Annotated in this window: 18 protein-coding genes; 12 read left to right on the forward strand and 6 right to left on the reverse strand. The window is 46.0% G+C overall.

Features of this window, described 5'->3' with window-relative positions:
- Nucleotides 1–81: 81 nt before the first annotated feature.
- Nucleotides 82–819 carry an ABC transporter substrate-binding protein gene (locus tag VC182_RS00565; RefSeq protein WP_323484182.1) on the forward strand — a complete coding sequence of 246 codons (738 nt, stop codon included), beginning with the start codon at nt 82–84 and terminating at the stop codon, nt 817–819.
- 14 nt (nt 820–833) lie between these two features.
- On the opposite strand, the gene VC182_RS00570 is transcribed toward VC182_RS00565, so the two are convergent.
- Nucleotides 834–2249: an MBL fold metallo-hydrolase gene (locus VC182_RS00570; protein ID WP_323484183.1), complete on the reverse strand. Its 1416-nt coding sequence runs from the start codon at nt 2247–2249 to the stop codon at nt 834–836.
- 64 nt (nt 2250–2313) lie between these two features.
- Between VC182_RS00570 and VC182_RS00575 the strand changes: the two genes are divergently transcribed.
- Complete coding sequence (locus tag VC182_RS00575; RefSeq protein ID WP_323484184.1) at nt 2314–3198, forward strand: NAD(P)H-hydrate dehydratase; 885 nt, start codon at nt 2314–2316, stop codon at nt 3196–3198.
- Between the two features lie 6 nt (nt 3199–3204).
- Nucleotides 3205–4182, forward strand: a complete 978-nt coding sequence (locus VC182_RS00580; RefSeq protein WP_215321772.1) for a DMT family transporter — start codon at nt 3205–3207, stop codon at nt 4180–4182.
- Between the two features lie 20 nt (nt 4183–4202).
- Here the strand turns inward: VC182_RS00580 and VC182_RS00585 are convergent, their stop codons facing one another.
- A complete protein-coding gene (locus tag VC182_RS00585; protein WP_323484185.1) occupies nt 4203–4481 on the reverse strand; it encodes a protein tyrosine phosphatase in 279 nt (92 codons plus the stop codon).
- 81 nt (nt 4482–4562) lie between these two features.
- On the opposite strand from VC182_RS00585, the gene VC182_RS00590 reads away from it, so the two are divergent.
- Nucleotides 4563–5192, forward strand: coding sequence for an FABP family protein (locus VC182_RS00590; RefSeq protein ID WP_323484186.1), 630 nt, complete (start codon nt 4563–4565; stop codon nt 5190–5192).
- A gap of 85 nt (nt 5193–5277) precedes the next feature.
- Here VC182_RS00590 and VC182_RS00595 read toward each other — a convergent pair whose 3' ends face one another.
- A complete protein-coding gene (locus VC182_RS00595) occupies nt 5278–6426 on the reverse strand; it encodes an aminotransferase class V-fold PLP-dependent enzyme (protein WP_323484187.1) in 1149 nt (382 codons plus the stop codon).
- Nucleotides 6427–6541: 115 nt separating this feature from the next.
- Nucleotides 6542–7444, reverse strand: a complete 903-nt coding sequence (locus tag VC182_RS00600; RefSeq protein ID WP_323484188.1) for a DMT family transporter — start codon at nt 7442–7444, stop codon at nt 6542–6544.
- Nucleotides 7445–7590: 146 nt separating this feature from the next.
- Between VC182_RS00600 and VC182_RS00605 the strand changes: the two genes are divergently transcribed.
- The 5 genes from VC182_RS00605 to VC182_RS00625 all read left to right on the forward strand — a co-directional run bounded on the left by VC182_RS00605 (nt 7591) and on the right by VC182_RS00625 (nt 10564).
- Nucleotides 7591–8736 (forward strand): alpha-hydroxy acid oxidase, encoded by a 1146-nt coding sequence (locus VC182_RS00605; RefSeq protein ID WP_072582955.1) that lies wholly within the window; start codon nt 7591–7593, stop codon nt 8734–8736.
- Nucleotides 8737–8928: 192 nt separating this feature from the next.
- Nucleotides 8929–9537, forward strand: coding sequence for a hypothetical protein (locus tag VC182_RS00610; RefSeq protein ID WP_323484189.1), 609 nt, complete (start codon nt 8929–8931; stop codon nt 9535–9537).
- A 23-nt stretch (nt 9538–9560) separates the two neighbouring features.
- A complete protein-coding gene (locus VC182_RS00615) occupies nt 9561–9752 on the forward strand; it encodes a hypothetical protein (protein WP_072582957.1) in 192 nt (63 codons plus the stop codon).
- Between the two features lie 97 nt (nt 9753–9849).
- Nucleotides 9850–10386 (forward strand): cytochrome b, encoded by a 537-nt coding sequence (locus tag VC182_RS00620; protein ID WP_072582958.1) that lies wholly within the window; start codon nt 9850–9852, stop codon nt 10384–10386.
- Nucleotides 10379–10564, forward strand: a complete 186-nt coding sequence (locus VC182_RS00625) for a hypothetical protein (protein WP_072582959.1) — start codon at nt 10379–10381, stop codon at nt 10562–10564. The genes VC182_RS00620 and VC182_RS00625 overlap by 8 nt, the downstream gene beginning before the upstream one ends.
- A gap of 55 nt (nt 10565–10619) precedes the next feature.
- On the opposite strand, the gene VC182_RS00630 is transcribed toward VC182_RS00625, so the two are convergent.
- Entirely contained in the window at nt 10620–11720 is a 1101-nt protein-coding gene (locus VC182_RS00630; protein ID WP_072582960.1) for an alkene reductase, read from the reverse strand.
- A gap of 71 nt (nt 11721–11791) precedes the next feature.
- Nucleotides 11792–12697: a hydrogen peroxide-inducible genes activator gene (locus tag VC182_RS00635; protein WP_323484190.1), complete on the reverse strand. Its 906-nt coding sequence runs from the start codon at nt 12695–12697 to the stop codon at nt 11792–11794.
- An 85-nt stretch (nt 12698–12782) separates the two neighbouring features.
- Here VC182_RS00635 and VC182_RS00640 point away from each other — a divergent pair, with 85 nt between their 5' ends.
- The 3 genes from VC182_RS00640 (at nt 12783) to VC182_RS00650 (ending at nt 14784) form a co-directional block, all read left to right on the forward strand.
- Nucleotides 12783–13328 (forward strand): rubrerythrin family protein, encoded by a 546-nt coding sequence (locus VC182_RS00640; protein WP_416350560.1) that lies wholly within the window; start codon nt 12783–12785, stop codon nt 13326–13328.
- Between the two features lie 61 nt (nt 13329–13389).
- Nucleotides 13390–13557: a rubredoxin gene (locus tag VC182_RS00645; protein ID WP_068321654.1), complete on the forward strand. Its 168-nt coding sequence runs from the start codon at nt 13390–13392 to the stop codon at nt 13555–13557.
- 57 nt (nt 13558–13614) lie between these two features.
- Nucleotides 13615–14784: an NAD(P)/FAD-dependent oxidoreductase gene (locus VC182_RS00650; protein ID WP_323484191.1), complete on the forward strand. Its 1170-nt coding sequence runs from the start codon at nt 13615–13617 to the stop codon at nt 14782–14784.
- Nucleotides 14785–14828 lie beyond the last annotated feature (44 nt).

The following is a 14828-nucleotide window of genomic DNA, read 5'->3' on the forward strand; positions in this document are numbered from 1 at the left end:
ATGAAGCCGATTTTCTCCTCACTCCTATCTCTGACGCTTTTGTGCATATCGCAACTTGCTATTAGTCATTCATCCAAGCCCATGAAAACCATTGATCAGCCCACCTTATCTTCTTTTTCCCCAACTGGTGTTTTGCGTGTTGGCATTAATTTAGGAAATCCGGTTCTTGCTAATGAAGATCCAAATTCAAAAAACTTGTACGGAGTGACGATTGATATTGCCAATGAGATTGGAAAACGCATTTCATTGCCCGTGCAGTTAATCCCCTTTAAATCGGCAGGTGCAACAGTCGATGCAGTGAAGACTGGAGAAATTGATTTGGTGTTTGTGGCGATAGATCCTATTCGTGGCGCTGATATTAGCTATACCCCAGCCTATATACAAATTGAAGGCGCCTATATGGTGAAGGCCTCCTCTGCTTTAAAGACGAATGATGAAGCAGATGCTGCTGGCAATGAAATTGTCGTAGGCAAAGGCAGCGCTTATGATCTTTACCTTACGCGTGAGATTAAGAATGCCACCCTCCTGAGAGCCGCAAGCTCACAGGCAGTGATTGATGACTTTATATCTGGAACTGGAAATGTTGCGGCAGGCGTAAAACAGCAGCTAGAGAGTGATGCCAAGCGCTACGGGGGATTACGGATGCTACCCGGTCGTTTCATGGTGATCAATCAAGCGATTGGCATTCCTAAGGCTAGAGCCAATTATGAAAGTGCAAACGCCTATTTAAGCAGTGTCATCACTGAACTCAAGCAGACTGGGTTTGTGGCAGACGCTATGAAACGTCATAACATCCAAGGCGCAAAAGTGGCCGACTAAATAAGATTATTGAGTTAGCACCAATAAGAATGCAAGCGCTCAGGAATAATGACCTTAGTCCAATGCAATTCGTCCCTGATGCATTGAGCTAAAACTGATGATGATTCTGGTTCACCATGCACAACAAAGACAGCGCTTGGTTCCCGCTTGAATCCTCTAAGCCAGTCTAGTAAACCCGCCTGATCAGCGTGAGCAGATAAACCACCAATTGTGTGAATCGAGGCCTTAACCGGAATCTCTTCACCAAATAGTCGAACCTTCTCCACCTTCTCCACCAATCGTCTACCCAGACTTCCATAAGCCTGAAATCCAGTTATGACAATGGCATTTTGAGCACGTGGCAAATTACTGGCTAAGTGATGAATAATACGACCAGCATCACACATCCCACTTGCTGAAATAATGATTGCTCCACCTTTAATTTTATTCAAGGCTTTTGACTCTTCCACATCCGCAATAAACCGAAGATCTACAGACTCCGGGTTATTTTTGTACCATGCAAAAGTAGCTTGAGACTGGCCATCCAATTGTGAGAAAAAGTGCTGGGTGAGATGTGTCGCTGCAGTAGCCATAGGTGAGTCAACCCAAATGCTTAAATGGGGTAGACGCCCTCTTCGTACTAAGTCGATTAAGAGAAATAAAATCTCTTGAGTGCGGCCTACTGCAAAAGCTGGCATTACTACATTGCCATGGGCGGTCATGGTTGAGGTGATAACCTCAACTAACTCATCCTCGGTATCTTGCAAGCTGCGGTGTAATCGATCTCCGTAAGTAGATTCAACCACAACAACATCAGCCTCTTGAATTAAATCAGGGTCAGGCATTAAGACTTTACCCTTCATGCCGATGTCACCTGAAAATACACAACGCTTTTTCTGAAGCTCATCTTCTACAACATCGATAACAGCGATAGCAGAACCCAAAATGTGTCCGGCATTATGAAATTCCAACTGAATTCCAGGCATCAACTCTAATGACTGCCCATATGCCAAAGGCTCAAACTGAGCCAGAGTCATTTCAACTTCCTCTTTGGAATAGAGCGCAACAGGCACCTCTCCACGCCACTTTCCTGCCTTGATCTTTCTCTCGGCTCTTTCTACGTCTGCGCGCTGCAAATGGGCGCTATCGAGCAATAGAATTTTTATTAATTCAAAGGTGGCATTTGTACAGTAAATGGGCCCAGCAAAACCTTGTGCACATAGACGAGGCAATAAACCACTGTGGTCAATATGCGCGTGCGTTAGCACTACAAAATCGAGATCTTTTGGTGGAAATGGTAAAGGCTCGAGATTCTTATTTGTTGCCTCGCGGCCACCCTGAAACATGCCATAGTCAACCAGGAAACGCCTTGGCATGCCAGATAACATGACCTCAACTGAATGGCGAGAGCCTGTTACCTCACCTGCCGCACCAAGAAATTGGATCTTCATATGTTCAGCATACTCTTTCCTGTAATTTGCTCAAGACCTCTTAAATCAGAGCGATACTATTAATATGACCATCAAACCAGACACCCTTGACGCTCTTAAATTGGTTAAATTTCTTGAGCGCGAGGCTTCAGAACATAAAGGCAATGCAGGCAAAGTTGTTTTAATAGGTGGCGCACCAGGAATGGCGGGCGCTCTGATTTTGGCGGGTAATGCTTGCTTACATCTAGGCGCAGGCTGGACTATCTTAGAAATCTTAGATCCTGCTTCAGCACACGCAGATTTCGATCACCCCGAGCTCATGATTCATCTTGCGACAGACGATATTCGTCAAACACTGAATACCGCTCAGCCCGATGTTATTGCTGTTGGCCCAGGCCTTGGCAAATCTCCTTTAGCAATTCAATGCCTAGGTGCAACACTTTCATACTCCAACATTCCACTAGTAATTGATGCTGATGCTCTCAACTTAATCAGTGAATCTACTGAGCTACTCGAGAAGCTACAAGTTCGTAATCAAGCACTTCCAGGGTTGACTGTTCTCACCCCTCACCCCGGCGAAGCGGCAAAGCTTTTAATGACCACCACAGAAAAAGTGCAATCAGATCGTGTGGACGCCATTCAAAAGTTAGTTGAATTAACCCAATCGATCGTGGTTCTTAAAGGGCAGCACACTCTGATTGCCTCATCCCAACATTCTCCAGTTCAATGCCTTGCCGGTAATGCCGGTATGGGCACTGGAGGCATGGGAGATATTCTGACGGGAAGCATTGCCGCTATCGCCGCTCAAGGTATACGCCATCAACTGGATCTATGGCAAGCCACTGGGATTGCAGTTGAGTTGCACGCCAGCGCGGCAGATAGTCTAGTGAGTAAAGGGATTGGTCCTATAGGTCTAACGCCCTCTGAGACTATTTTAGAAATGCGAGCACTACTCAATAAGCTGTTATAAATCGTTATGCATTCAGTAAGCGCAGCACATCACCACCGACGCTACCTCTATGGCATTTTGATAGCCGGAGTAGGCTCTATGCTATTTTCCGGCAAAGCTATTTTGGTTAAGCTCGCCTTTGGTTATGGTGCAAATGCGGAGACCCTCCTAGCCTTACGCATGCTCATGGCGCTCCCCTTGTTCTGGGGGATCTTTTGGTGGGAGTCGCGCCGCAAGGCGATGAGCCCCATCACCTGGCTTGATCGCTCCAAATTATTTTTCCTCGGATTTTTAGGTTACTTTTTATCTAGCTACATTGATTTCTTGGGACTTCAATACATCTCGGTTGGCCTGGAGAGAATTGTTCTCTACCTCACGCCAACCATTGTTTTATTAATCTCTTATTTTGTTTTAAAGAAACCGGTCTCTAAACTACAGTGGCTCTCTCTCATCGTTGGCTACATTGGCGTTTTCATTGTCTTTATTCAAGATACTAGCTCCACTGGCATTGGCGCTTGGTTAGGCATGGCTCTCGTATTCGGTAGTGCCTGCTCCTATGCAGCCTACATGATTGGCGCCGGAGAAATGGTGAAGCGTATTGGTAGCGTGCGCTTGGTTGTCTATGCCAGTTCAGCCTCGGCATTTTTGAGCATAGTGCAATCAACCATCCACAACCCAATGGCAATATTTGAACAGCTTCTACCTATTTATTGGTTTAGTCTACTGAATGCCAGCTTATGCACCGTTATTCCAATGTTGCTAATTATGATCGCCATAAACCGCATCGGATCTCCACTCGTAGCTCAAGCTGGAATACTTGGCCCAGTCTCCACTATCTTTATGGGATACCTCATTCTGGCGGAGCCAATCACTTGGACACAAATTGGTGGCATGACTTTGGTGATGGCTGCAATGTGGTTGTTAGTGCGCAATGATGCGCCAACAAAAAAGTCACCAAATCCCAAAGGATCTGATGACTTCGATAGTGCGGAGCCCCTCAACTAAGGGGGACTCATTTATGTGTATTACTGAGCTGCGGCGTCAGCTGCTGCTTTAGCCTTCTTTTTGGACTTCTTTTTCGCTTTTTTCTCAGCTTTCTTTTCTTTCTTTGCTTTTTTCTTTGCTTTTTTCTCAGCTGACTTCTCAACCGGAGTGGCGGCAGGTGCGGCCACTGGAGCGGCAGCAGGTGCGGCCACTGGTGCAGGTGCAGGAGCTGGATCAGCAGCCATCACAGAGATGGGGGCAATGCCGATAGCAGCAGAAATAAGGGTTGCCAGGCTCAAGCGCGCGATACGAGAAATCATGTAATTCTCCAAGATAGTTTGTGGATAATTTAATAATACTCAAAAATTTGAGAAAAATGCTTCATTTTTTAAAGGTTGCTTATGAGTGGTTTTCCGAACGACATTTTTACTGAGCCCCAAGGCTACTCCGTCAATACCCTAGAACAGCTTGGGCCCTTGACTGGCATGGCTGGCATCTGGGAAGGAGTTCGTGGCTTAGACGTAAAGCCCAAAGCAGAAGGACCTAAGAAGCAAGCTTATGTTGAGAGAATTGAGCTTCAGCCCATTGACCCCCAAACCAATGGCCCCCAGCTTTTTTATGGCTTGAGATACCACACCCACATTACCAAGCCCGCCCAAGTAAAGACCTATCATGATCAAGTAGGGTATTGGTTATGGGAGCCTGCAACTGGCAACATCATTCATACACTGACTATTCCTCGAGGCATGATTACGATGGCTTCTGGTTACGCTGCAGCAAATGCTAGGCAATTTGAACTGAATGCAAAAGAAGGTGATCGCTGTGCGGGCATCTCCTCTAATCCATTCTTAGACTACGCTTTCAGAACAGTAGAGTTTCGCATTCAGGTTTCAATTCACGATGATGGCACTTGGTCTTATGAACAAGACACCGTGATGAAGATTAAAGATCAAGCAGAGTTATTTCATCATGTCGATAACAATGTACTTCATAAGATTGGCGATGCCACTCCTAATCCACTAGCTAGATAGGCGACTGATCAATGCAATTTTCCAGATGTAATAAAGGCCATCATCTGATGACCTTTATTGCTTAATGCTGAACTACTTGAGTTGATTACGCAGGTAGTTCCTCAGTCTCAGTAATTTTTTCTAATGCGGTAGCAAGATGTCCAACTGTGCGATCAACATTTGCCAACTTCTCTAAACCAAACAATCCAAGACGGAAGGTGCGGAAATCTGCACGCTCGTCACACTGCAAGGGAACGCCTGCAGCAGTTTGCATACCCAGGGCAATAAACTTCTTACCAGATTGAATATCAGGATCCTTGGTGTAGCTAACAACTACGCCAGGAGCTTGAAAGCCCTTGGCAGCTACAGAGCTATAGCCTTGAGAGACTAATAGGTTGCGCACTTTTGTGCCCAACTCTACTTGCTTATCCTTTAATACAGCGAAGCCAAGCGACTGGGTCTCCTTCATTACGTTGCGCAAAATCTTTAAGGCATCAGTCGGCATGGTGGTGTGATACACATGGCCACCCTTTTCATATGCTTCCATGATCTGTAGCCACTTTTTGAGATCCATAGAAAAGCTACTGCTTTGGGTTGCATCAATGCGCTCACGTGCACGCTCACCTAGAGCGATCAATGCGCAACATGGGGAGCTGCTCCAACCTTTTTGAGGTGCAGTAATCAATACGTCAACATTACACGCCTTCATGTCAACCCACATTGCACCAGAGGCAATGCAATCCAATACAAACAAACCATTTACAGAGCGCACTGCTTCACCGACTGCTTTGAGGTAATCATCTGGCAGAATGATGCCGGCAGATGTTTCTACGTGCGGCGCAAATACTACCCTTGGTTTTTCTTTCTTGATATAGGCAACCACTTCCTCAATTGGAGCTGGTGCAAATACACCTTGTGTTGAATCTTCTAACTGATGGCCTTTGATAACCGTCACGTCTTTAGTAATGTTCGCCAAATCAAAAATTTGCGTCCAGCGATAGCTAAACCAACCATTACGCAAGACTAAGCATTTTTCATTGTTAGCAAATTGGCGTGCTACTGCTTCCATACCAAAAGTTCCGCTACCGGGCACGATGACTGCAGAGCTGGCGTTATAAGCATCCTTAAGGATGCTAGAAATATCGACCATCACGCGCTTGAACTCTTCAGACATGTGATTTAAAGAGCGGTCGGTATAAACAACCGAGAACTCTAATAAACCATCTGGATCAACATTGGGGAGTAAGCCTGGCATAGTAGTTTCCTAGGGATTTCTGTGATTAGCCCTAAATGATACTGATTTAAGGCTTTCTTGGGGACCGGACTCCAAAACCCTGCTTAAAAGGTCATTTTTGCCAGTTTTGGCAGATTTACCTTCCTCTTTTTGAGGAGATAACAATACCCGCCACAATCAGAGCAAAGGCGACCCCATGGAATAGCTGGGGAGGCTCGCCCAGCAAGGCAGCCGATAAAAGCGCAGTAAATAAGGGTATGAAATTAGCAAAAAAGGCAGCGAGCGTAGGACCCGCTCCATTCACACCTAGACCCCAGCAACGATAAGCAATCAAGGACGGGCCAATTGCCACGAAGAGAATTAAAGAGGTGGTCCACCAATTAAGATCCAGAAAGGCATGCCCAGCTGCAATTTCAAAACCATCAAAAAATCCCGTCCACAAAAGACCCACCGTTACTTGCGCCATTAAAAATTCAGCCCATGGCCATTGGCGCTCCGAACTAGAGCCTGGTCGACTCAACATCCAGCTATAAAAGGCCCACAAGATTGTGGCCAGCATGATTAAAAGATCGCCCACCACCATTTGCATAGACAGTAAGGCTGCTAGATCTCCACGGGTAAGCACAATACCAACACCTAACAAGCTCACCACTGCGCCAATCATCTGCAAGATGCTAGGCTTTACTTGATAAAACACCGCACCAATAAATAACATCCAGATGGGCATGCTGGCACCGATCAGGGTGACGTTAATGGCGGTAGATGTTTGAAGAGCGAGATATAACAGCACGTTGTAGCTACCTACCCCGAATAAACCTAAGAGTAGAAAACGTTTCTTGTTTTGCCATAAAGCACTTCCCGGCATCAGCACACGCCAACCCAAAGGAAGCAAAAGTAAGGCAGCCAATCCCCAGCGGACTGCACTTAAGGTAATGGGGGAGATACTTCCAACCAATACTCGCCCGGCGATTGCATTACCCGCCCATAAAGCAGTAGCTATGAGCAAGTAGGCAATTGTGGCGAAATTCAGTTGTTGCATTCTGGGGCTTATTGGGGAGGTGGTTATTTAAGGTTCCCAAGCAAGGGATACCCTAGCATTGTAGAAACAAATCCCCGGTATTGCTAAGATAGAGCTTAAATTAAGCTTTTGCTTCTACAAAATAGCATCAAAAAGAAGGATACATTGTGGCAATCATTACCAATATAGAAGACTTGCGGGTCCTCCATCAAAAGCGCACCCCTAAGATGTTCTACGACTATGCAGACTCGGGATCGTGGACTGAGTCAACATACCGTGCCAATGAATCCGATTTTCAAAAGATTAAATTGCGTCAGCGTGTAGCGGTCAATATGACTAACCGCACCACCAAGACAACCATGATTGGCCAAGAGGTTGCAATGCCAGTGGCGCTGGCACCTACAGGTCTTACTGGCATGCAACATGCCGATGGTGAAATTTTGGCAGCCAAGGCTGCTGAAAAGTTTGGTGTGCCATTTTGCTTATCTACTATGAGTATTTGCTCAATTGAAGATGTGGCGGAGCACACTACAAAACCATTTTGGTTCCAACTTTACGTCATGAAAGATCGCGGCTTTATTGAGCGCTTAATTGAGCGCGCTAAAGCAGCCAAATGTTCCGCACTAGTTCTGACTCTGGATTTGCAAATCCTAGGTCAGCGTCATAAAGATCTTAAGAATGGCCTCTCCGCCCCTCCTAAGCTGACGATTGCCAATATGATCAATATGGCGACTAAGCCACGCTGGTGCTTGGGTATGGCTATGACGCCACGCAGAACCTTTCGCAATATTGTTGGTCACGCTACTGGTGTCGGCAATATGTCTTCACTGTCTTCTTGGACTGCAGAGCAATTTGATCCGGGCCTCAATTGGGGTGATGTGGAATGGATTAAAAAACTCTGGGGTGGAAAGCTCATTATCAAAGGTATCTTAGATGAAGGTGATGCGCGCTTGGCAGCAAACTCGGGCGCCGATGCTTTAATTGTCTCCAACCATGGCGGCCGTCAATTAGATGGCGCGATTTCTAGCATTCAGGCTTTACCTGGAATTGTGGATGCTGTTGGCAAAGATATTGAAGTATGGATGGATGGCGGCATTCGCTCAGGTCAAGATGTTTTAAAAGCATGGGCTTTGGGTGCGCGCGGCACGATGATTGGTCGCCCTTTCCTATATGGCTTAGGCGCCATGGGTGAGGCTGGTGTCACCAAGTGTTTAGAGTTAATTCACAATGAGTTGGATATCACTATGGCATTCACAGGTCATCGCGATATTCAGAATGTGACTAAAGATATTTTGTATCCAGGAACCTTTTAAATTTTTCCCATCCTCAACCACCCTCTTGCTGTCTTTGGCGTCTCACTTACAGTATTTGCCTTCTCTGTTTGGTTTGGATATGCCGCACTGAGTCGCTACCGTACAAAAGATACTGAGACATCTGCAGATCTTGGCATTATTCAGACCGCCACCTTAACCTTGCTAGCCTTAATTATTGGCTTTACCTTCTCAATGGCTATCAATCGCCATGATCAGCGAGAGCTCTTTGAGGAAGGCGAGGCAAATGCCATTGGTACCGAATTCTTAAGAGCTGATCTGCTGTTCCCAAAGGCTGCAGCGGCTACCAAGGACCTCTTACTTCAATATACAGATCAACGCATTCTGTTTTACTCAAAACAGAGCCCCGAAAAGATTGAAGAGATTCGTAGTAAAACAGATCAATTGCAAACTGCCCTCTGGAATGAGATTCTTCCAACCGTTCGCACGCAAAACACTGCTTCTATTGCATTGGTTGCTGCTGGTATGAATGATGTTTTGAATTCTCAAGGCTATGTACAAGCAGCTTGGTGGAATCGCATCCCCCTTACGGCCTGGGCGCTGATGTCAGCAATCGCTATTTGCGCCAATCTATTGGTTGGGTTTGGCGCGCGGAATTTTGAGAAGAATATCGGCCTATTCATGATCTTCCCTTTTGTTATCGCGGTATCTTTCTTTTTGATTGCCGATATTGATAGTCCAAGGGGTGGAGTCATTCGGATTGAAGCTAGAAACTTAGTGGCACTAAAAAATAACCTAAGCCAACAGATGAAAATTGCCAGTCCATCTATCGGCAATCAATAAGCTTCACCTTAAAGGCGGCCCAGATGAAACGAGTAGTCGATGTTTTTAAAAACCGGGGGCGCGAACTGGTGTGGACCTATGTCATCCATCTTCAGAATGACGAGGAATTTCATCCTGGACAGCTAGATTTTGAAGTTGAGGCTCTTAGGCTCTCCCAAATAGACAAGCGTGGCTTAGTAAATGAGCTCAGCGCCAAGGTTAGGCTTAATAACTAAACCTGAATTTCCGCCTTAAAGGGTAAAGTCCCTGGCATTAATAATGTGAATGAGATTCATTATCATTTGTGATGAATTCACTTAACATCTATATGCAATGCCGAAAATCAAATACCACCCCGCCTCTATCTTCTTTCATTGGCTTGTTTTCTTCCTAGTTGTCGCTGCTTTTGCAGTGATTGAGCTCAAAGGACAGTTTCCCAAAGGCAGCGAGCCTCGTGAACTATGCAAATCAATTCATGGCGTTATCGGACAGCTCATTTTTATAGCTATGGCTCTTCGCCTCATCATCCGTTTGACTTATAGCGTTCCCGAACCCACAAACCCAAAGACTTGGTTCATCTCATTGGCCAAGGCAATGCATTGGCTGCTATATGCCCTACTCTTAATATCGCCCATCTTTGGGGTCCTGTATTTTCAGTATGGCGGCAAAGAAATCCACTTCTTTGGCTTGGTATGGCCTCAGCTAGTCACCCCCAATCCAGAAATGAAAAAAGTAGTTGAAGGGATCCATGAATTCCTAGGAAACTCACTCTATTTTTTGATTGGCATTCATGCTTTAGCAGGCTTGTGGCAACATTACGTCGTAAAGGACGATACACTTCGTCGTATGCTGAATAAAGTTGATGCCTAAAATGAAACCTCTCTCTAAAAAAGCCAAGATGGCAATAGGCTGGACAGTCTTAATGACTGTAGCGGGCACCGCGATGCTGCATCAATGGCAATTTTTTGCCATGGGTTTCGCATCTCTTGCCATGTTGCTCGTAGCCAATCATTACGACCTTCTTAAAGACCCAGAAGACAAAAAATAATCCCGCCGGTTTGGACGGGATTAATTGTTAGGTGCCCCAAGATTCTGGGGCTCCATTAGAGGGCCGGATAGTCCGTATAACCCGCCTCTTCGCCACCATAAAAAGTAGCGCGGTTATAAGCATTCAGAGCGGCACCCTGCTGAAATCTCTCCGCTAAATCTGGATTAGAAATATAGAGTCGTCCATAAGCTACTGCATCAGCCAGACCTTCTTCTAATACTTTTTCACCCATAGCTTGGTCATACCCACCAGCGGTGATAAATTTGCCTTGATAAGCAGCACGGAACATCTCTGAGGTAATAGGAGCATCTTCAAAGACTTGATCGCCGCCGCCGGCACTGGTTGAGCGAGGCTCAATCATATGCACGTAAGCTAAGTTATAGCCATTAAGCTTCTTAATTGCGGCAGTAAATAATGCTACCGGATCACTATCACCCATATCGTTGAAAGTGCCGTATGGTGAAAGGCGAACGCCCACTTTATCGCTCGGGAATACTTTGCTTACAGCCTCGATCACTTGACCCAATAGGCGCAGGCGATTATCAATCGAGCCGCCATATTCATCCATACGTTGATTAGTTTTATCTTGCAAGAACTGATCTAACAAGTAGCCATTGGCCGAGTGAATTTCAATACCATCAAAGCCTGCAGCTTTTGCATTCTGTGCTGCCGCCTCAAACTCTTTGAGCAAGCGAGCAATATCTTCCAAACTCATTGCCGTTGGAGTCTCATAATCATGCAACTTCCAATCTGCGCCATACGTTTGACCAGCCGCAGCAATTGCAGAGGGCGCCTCAGGTACACCCTGCTCTGGATGCAAGGAAGAATGCGAGATGCGGCCTACGTGCCACAGCTGCGCAACAATCGCACCACCCTTGGCATGAACTGCCTCAACAATCTCTTTCCATGCAGCGGTTTGTTCCGCCGAATAGATTCCAGGCGTCGCTGGGTAACCCTTACCCAGTGGAGAAATCTGTGTTGCCTCAGTAATAATGAGTCCGGCACTCGCACGTTGTGCGTAATAGGTTTTCGCTAACGGATTAGGAACATCACCATCAATCGCACGCATTCGTGTGAGTGGTGCCATTACTAAACGATTTTTTAAATGAAGTGCCCCCAGATTTACCGGAGTGAACATGATTTCTTTGCCTGACATTTGCTGCCTTTTAAATAAGTAAAAAGAGGGTTGACTGTAACAAGGATTGGTAAATTTTGCTGAACATGTGATTAAGCGACGCCAAATTGTTCGCGTATGCAATCTGCTAGCGCGTTAAATTCTTGAGTATGTGCGGTAGAGGGTCGCGCAACTAAAGCAATCACTCTTTTGGGTGCTGGTGAGGCCAACTCTTTTGCGACTAACTCAGAGTTATTTAATAGACTACTTTTGACCGCCATTCCAGGAAGCAAGGCAATACCAAGTCCAGACTCCACCATTTGCAACAAGGTCAACAAGCTAGTAGCTTCCATCCCCTCAGCCTTACGAATGTCAGTGTGCTTACACGCTTGCAAACTATGCTCTCGTAGACAATGCCCTTCTTCGAGTAGCAAGAGGCGCTCGGCCATCTTGGCAGGCAAGGTCACTTCCTTTCCCTTCAAGGCGGGATCCCCCTCCTTGGCAACCAACCAAAAATGGTCGTCAAATAATTCCTGAACGAGAAGACCCTCAACATCATATGGAAGCGCTATCAAAGCAAAATCCAATTTATGCTCAGCTAATCTAGAGAGCAGATTAGCAGTGAGATCTTCTCTGAGTGTAATTTTAAGCTCTGGAAAACGACTGCGAATTTCCGGAAGCACCGTTGGCAATAGAAATGGTGCAATAGTTGGTATGACGCCCAAACGAATTGTGGCAGTCATGGGTTTACCAGTGGCGCCTGCATACTCCACTAAATCTTCAGATGCCGCCAAGATGAGCTTGGCACGTTCAAGAACCTCCAAACCTATTGGAGTGATAGATACATTCTGTCGATCACGTTCCACCAAATGGATCCCCAATGCATCCTCCAACTCCTTCAGGCCAGCACTTAAAGTCGACTGACCAACAAAACAGGCTTGAGCCGCGCGTGTGAAATTGAGCTCTTTCGCCAATGCAACGAAATACCCCAGTTGCCTTAAAGACGGCAAATAAGCCATTTTTCCCTCCATTATCGAATAATTAGATAAATACTATCATAATGATTCATTAGACTGATCAATAAATAAGGCGCACACTGCATTCATGGTTGAAAAAGCAGCAAAGAATACTCAACAAACCGTATGTCTTAATAAAGGAATCAAAATGACACGTCCAGAAATCAAAACTATCCAAAACTTAGAGTCCGCCTTCGCCGGCGAATCTATGGCTCATATCAAGTATCGTTATTTTGCAAAATTAGCTCGCGCTGCTGGCGACGAAGAAACCGCAAAGATCTTTGAAGCAACCGCCGACCAAGAAGTGATGCATGCCTTTGGCCACTTAGACTTACTCTACCCTGCCGGCACAATTACTCCAGCAAGAGCCTTAGAGATTGCCATTGAAGGCGAAACCTATGAATACACAGAAATGTATCCATCCTTTCGGAAAACGGCAGTTGAAGAAGGCAATGCTGCGGCCATACAAGAAATCGATGAGCAAATTGCGGAATCTAAAGAGCATGCTGAGCAATTTCAGGCGGTATTGGTCAAAGCAGCAAAACGCTTCGCAGCGTTAGCAAACGTTGAAGAGCGTCATGCGAACCATTACAAGCAAGCTTTGGAAAAGGCTAAGGTTTTTGCAGCCCAATAAGATGAGCCCAGAAAGAATTAGAAATTAAATTTAAAATCAACAGACTATTTAAGGAATCAAAATGAAAACTTACCAATGTATCGTGTGCGGCTATATTTATGATGAAGCCAAAGGAATCCCAGAAGATGGCATTCCAGCCGGCACACTCTGGGCTGATGTACCAGAAGATTGGGAATGCCCTGATTGCGGTGTAGCAAAAGCAGACTTCGAAATGGTTCAGGTAAGCTAAGACCGCTTCAACATCCCTTTACCCTGTTTACCTATTCGTCACTTGGAGAGCCCAGCTTTGGATCAAACTACCCCTCAATCCCAATCCGCAATTGTCATCATTGGCAGTGGATTGGCTGGCTACACTGTCATTCGGGAAATTCGTAAACTGGATAAAGCAGTTCCGATAACGCTAGTAACGCGTGAGCCTGGATATTTTTATTCAAAGCCTATGCTTTCCACCGCTCTTGCGAGCAAGAAAGAAGCAGCGCAATTAATCTCCACGCCAGCAGATGGCATGGCAACGCAACTAGAGATGACTGTCTTGGGTGAGTGTGACGTAAGCTCAATCAATCCTAGCTCACAAACTATCCATACCAGCAAAGGTGAAGTGCCTTATGGAAAACTGGTAATGGCTTTGGGTGCCGATCAAATTCGCCTCCCACTTCAAGGGAGCGCCGCGAACGAAGTCATCACAGTAAATGATCTGGAGGACTATGCACGCTTTCGCAATGCAATCAATGGAAAAAAGAAAGTTGCCATTCTGGGTGCAGGCCTGATTGGTTGTGAATTTGCCAACGATCTTGTGCTGGGCGGCTATGAAGTAGATGTGATTGACTTGGCTCCACAGGCCCTGGGTCGCCTCTTGCCTGAAGCTGCAGCTCTAGAGCTACAGGAGAAACTCAGTGCAGCTGGCGTGCGTTGGCACCTATCTACAACCGTGCAAGTAATTGATCGTCACGGAGGCTCTTTGCAGGTCACGCTAGCTAATGGCAACATAATCTCTTGTGACGTATTTTTATCGGCTGTTGGTCTGAAGCCCAGAATTGAATTAGCTAAAGCATGCGGCATTAGTACGGAGACCGGCATTCAGGTAAACCGCGAACTCGAAACCAATATTAAAAACATCTTTGCTATTGGAGATTGTGCAGAGGTGGACGGCTTAGTTCTGCCTTACGTGATGCCCATCATGCAAGCAGCAAGAGCATTAGCACCCACCTTAATCGGACAAACTACCGCACTTACCTATCCAGCGATGCCGGTAATGGTCAAAACCCCCGCTTTGGCTACCATAGTTTCTCCGCCAGCTAATGGTGCCGAAGGTAAATGGACCACATCACCTATTGAGGGTGGTATGGAGTCTCGCTTTGAATCCACTAATGGCAAGTTGTTGGGCTTTGTATTGATGGGTACCGCTACCGCACAACGTGGCGCACTCACCAAGGAGCTGCCAGCTATTTTGACTTAAATCCTCTGAAATTTATTTGATTGATCAAACAAAAAGGCCCGCGA

The organism is Polynucleobacter sp. AP-Nickl1-40-C4, assembly GCF_035012665.1.
Taxonomy (GTDB): domain Bacteria; phylum Pseudomonadota; class Gammaproteobacteria; order Burkholderiales; family Burkholderiaceae; genus Polynucleobacter.

Excerpts from the sequence above, each read along its gene's own strand:
- VC182_RS00610 (WP_323484189.1), top strand. The coding sequence starts at position 8,929 with ATGGCTATCAATCGCCATGATCAGCGAGAGCTCTTTGAGGAAGGCGAG.
- VC182_RS00575 (WP_323484184.1), top strand. The coding sequence starts at position 2,314 with ATGACCATCAAACCAGACACCCTTGACGCTCTTAAATTGGTTAAATTT.
- VC182_RS00640 (WP_416350560.1), top strand. The coding sequence starts at position 12,783 with ATGGTTGAAAAAGCAGCAAAGAATACTCAACAAACCGTATGTCTTAAT.
- VC182_RS00630 (WP_072582960.1), bottom strand. The coding sequence starts at position 11,720 with ATGTCAGGCAAAGAAATCATGTTCACTCCGGTAAATCTGGGGGCACTT.
- VC182_RS00565 (WP_323484182.1), top strand. The coding sequence starts at position 82 with ATGAAAACCATTGATCAGCCCACCTTATCTTCTTTTTCCCCAACTGGT.
- VC182_RS00625 (WP_072582959.1), top strand. The coding sequence starts at position 10,379 with ATGCCTAAAATGAAACCTCTCTCTAAAAAAGCCAAGATGGCAATAGGC.
- VC182_RS00585 (WP_323484185.1), bottom strand. The coding sequence starts at position 4,481 with ATGATTTCTCGTATCGCGCGCTTGAGCCTGGCAACCCTTATTTCTGCT.
- VC182_RS00635 (WP_323484190.1), bottom strand. The coding sequence starts at position 12,697 with ATGGCTTATTTGCCGTCTTTAAGGCAACTGGGGTATTTCGTTGCATTG.
- VC182_RS00645 (WP_068321654.1), top strand. The coding sequence starts at position 13,390 with ATGAAAACTTACCAATGTATCGTGTGCGGCTATATTTATGATGAAGCC.
- VC182_RS00590 (WP_323484186.1), top strand. The coding sequence starts at position 4,563 with ATGAGTGGTTTTCCGAACGACATTTTTACTGAGCCCCAAGGCTACTCC.
- VC182_RS00615 (WP_072582957.1), top strand. The coding sequence starts at position 9,561 with ATGAAACGAGTAGTCGATGTTTTTAAAAACCGGGGGCGCGAACTGGTG.
- VC182_RS00600 (WP_323484188.1), bottom strand. The coding sequence starts at position 7,444 with ATGCAACAACTGAATTTCGCCACAATTGCCTACTTGCTCATAGCTACT.
- VC182_RS00595 (WP_323484187.1), bottom strand. The coding sequence starts at position 6,426 with ATGCCAGGCTTACTCCCCAATGTTGATCCAGATGGTTTATTAGAGTTC.
- VC182_RS00620 (WP_072582958.1), top strand. The coding sequence starts at position 9,850 with ATGCCGAAAATCAAATACCACCCCGCCTCTATCTTCTTTCATTGGCTT.
- VC182_RS00580 (WP_215321772.1), top strand. The coding sequence starts at position 3,205 with ATGCATTCAGTAAGCGCAGCACATCACCACCGACGCTACCTCTATGGC.
- VC182_RS00570 (WP_323484183.1), bottom strand. The coding sequence starts at position 2,249 with ATGAAGATCCAATTTCTTGGTGCGGCAGGTGAGGTAACAGGCTCTCGC.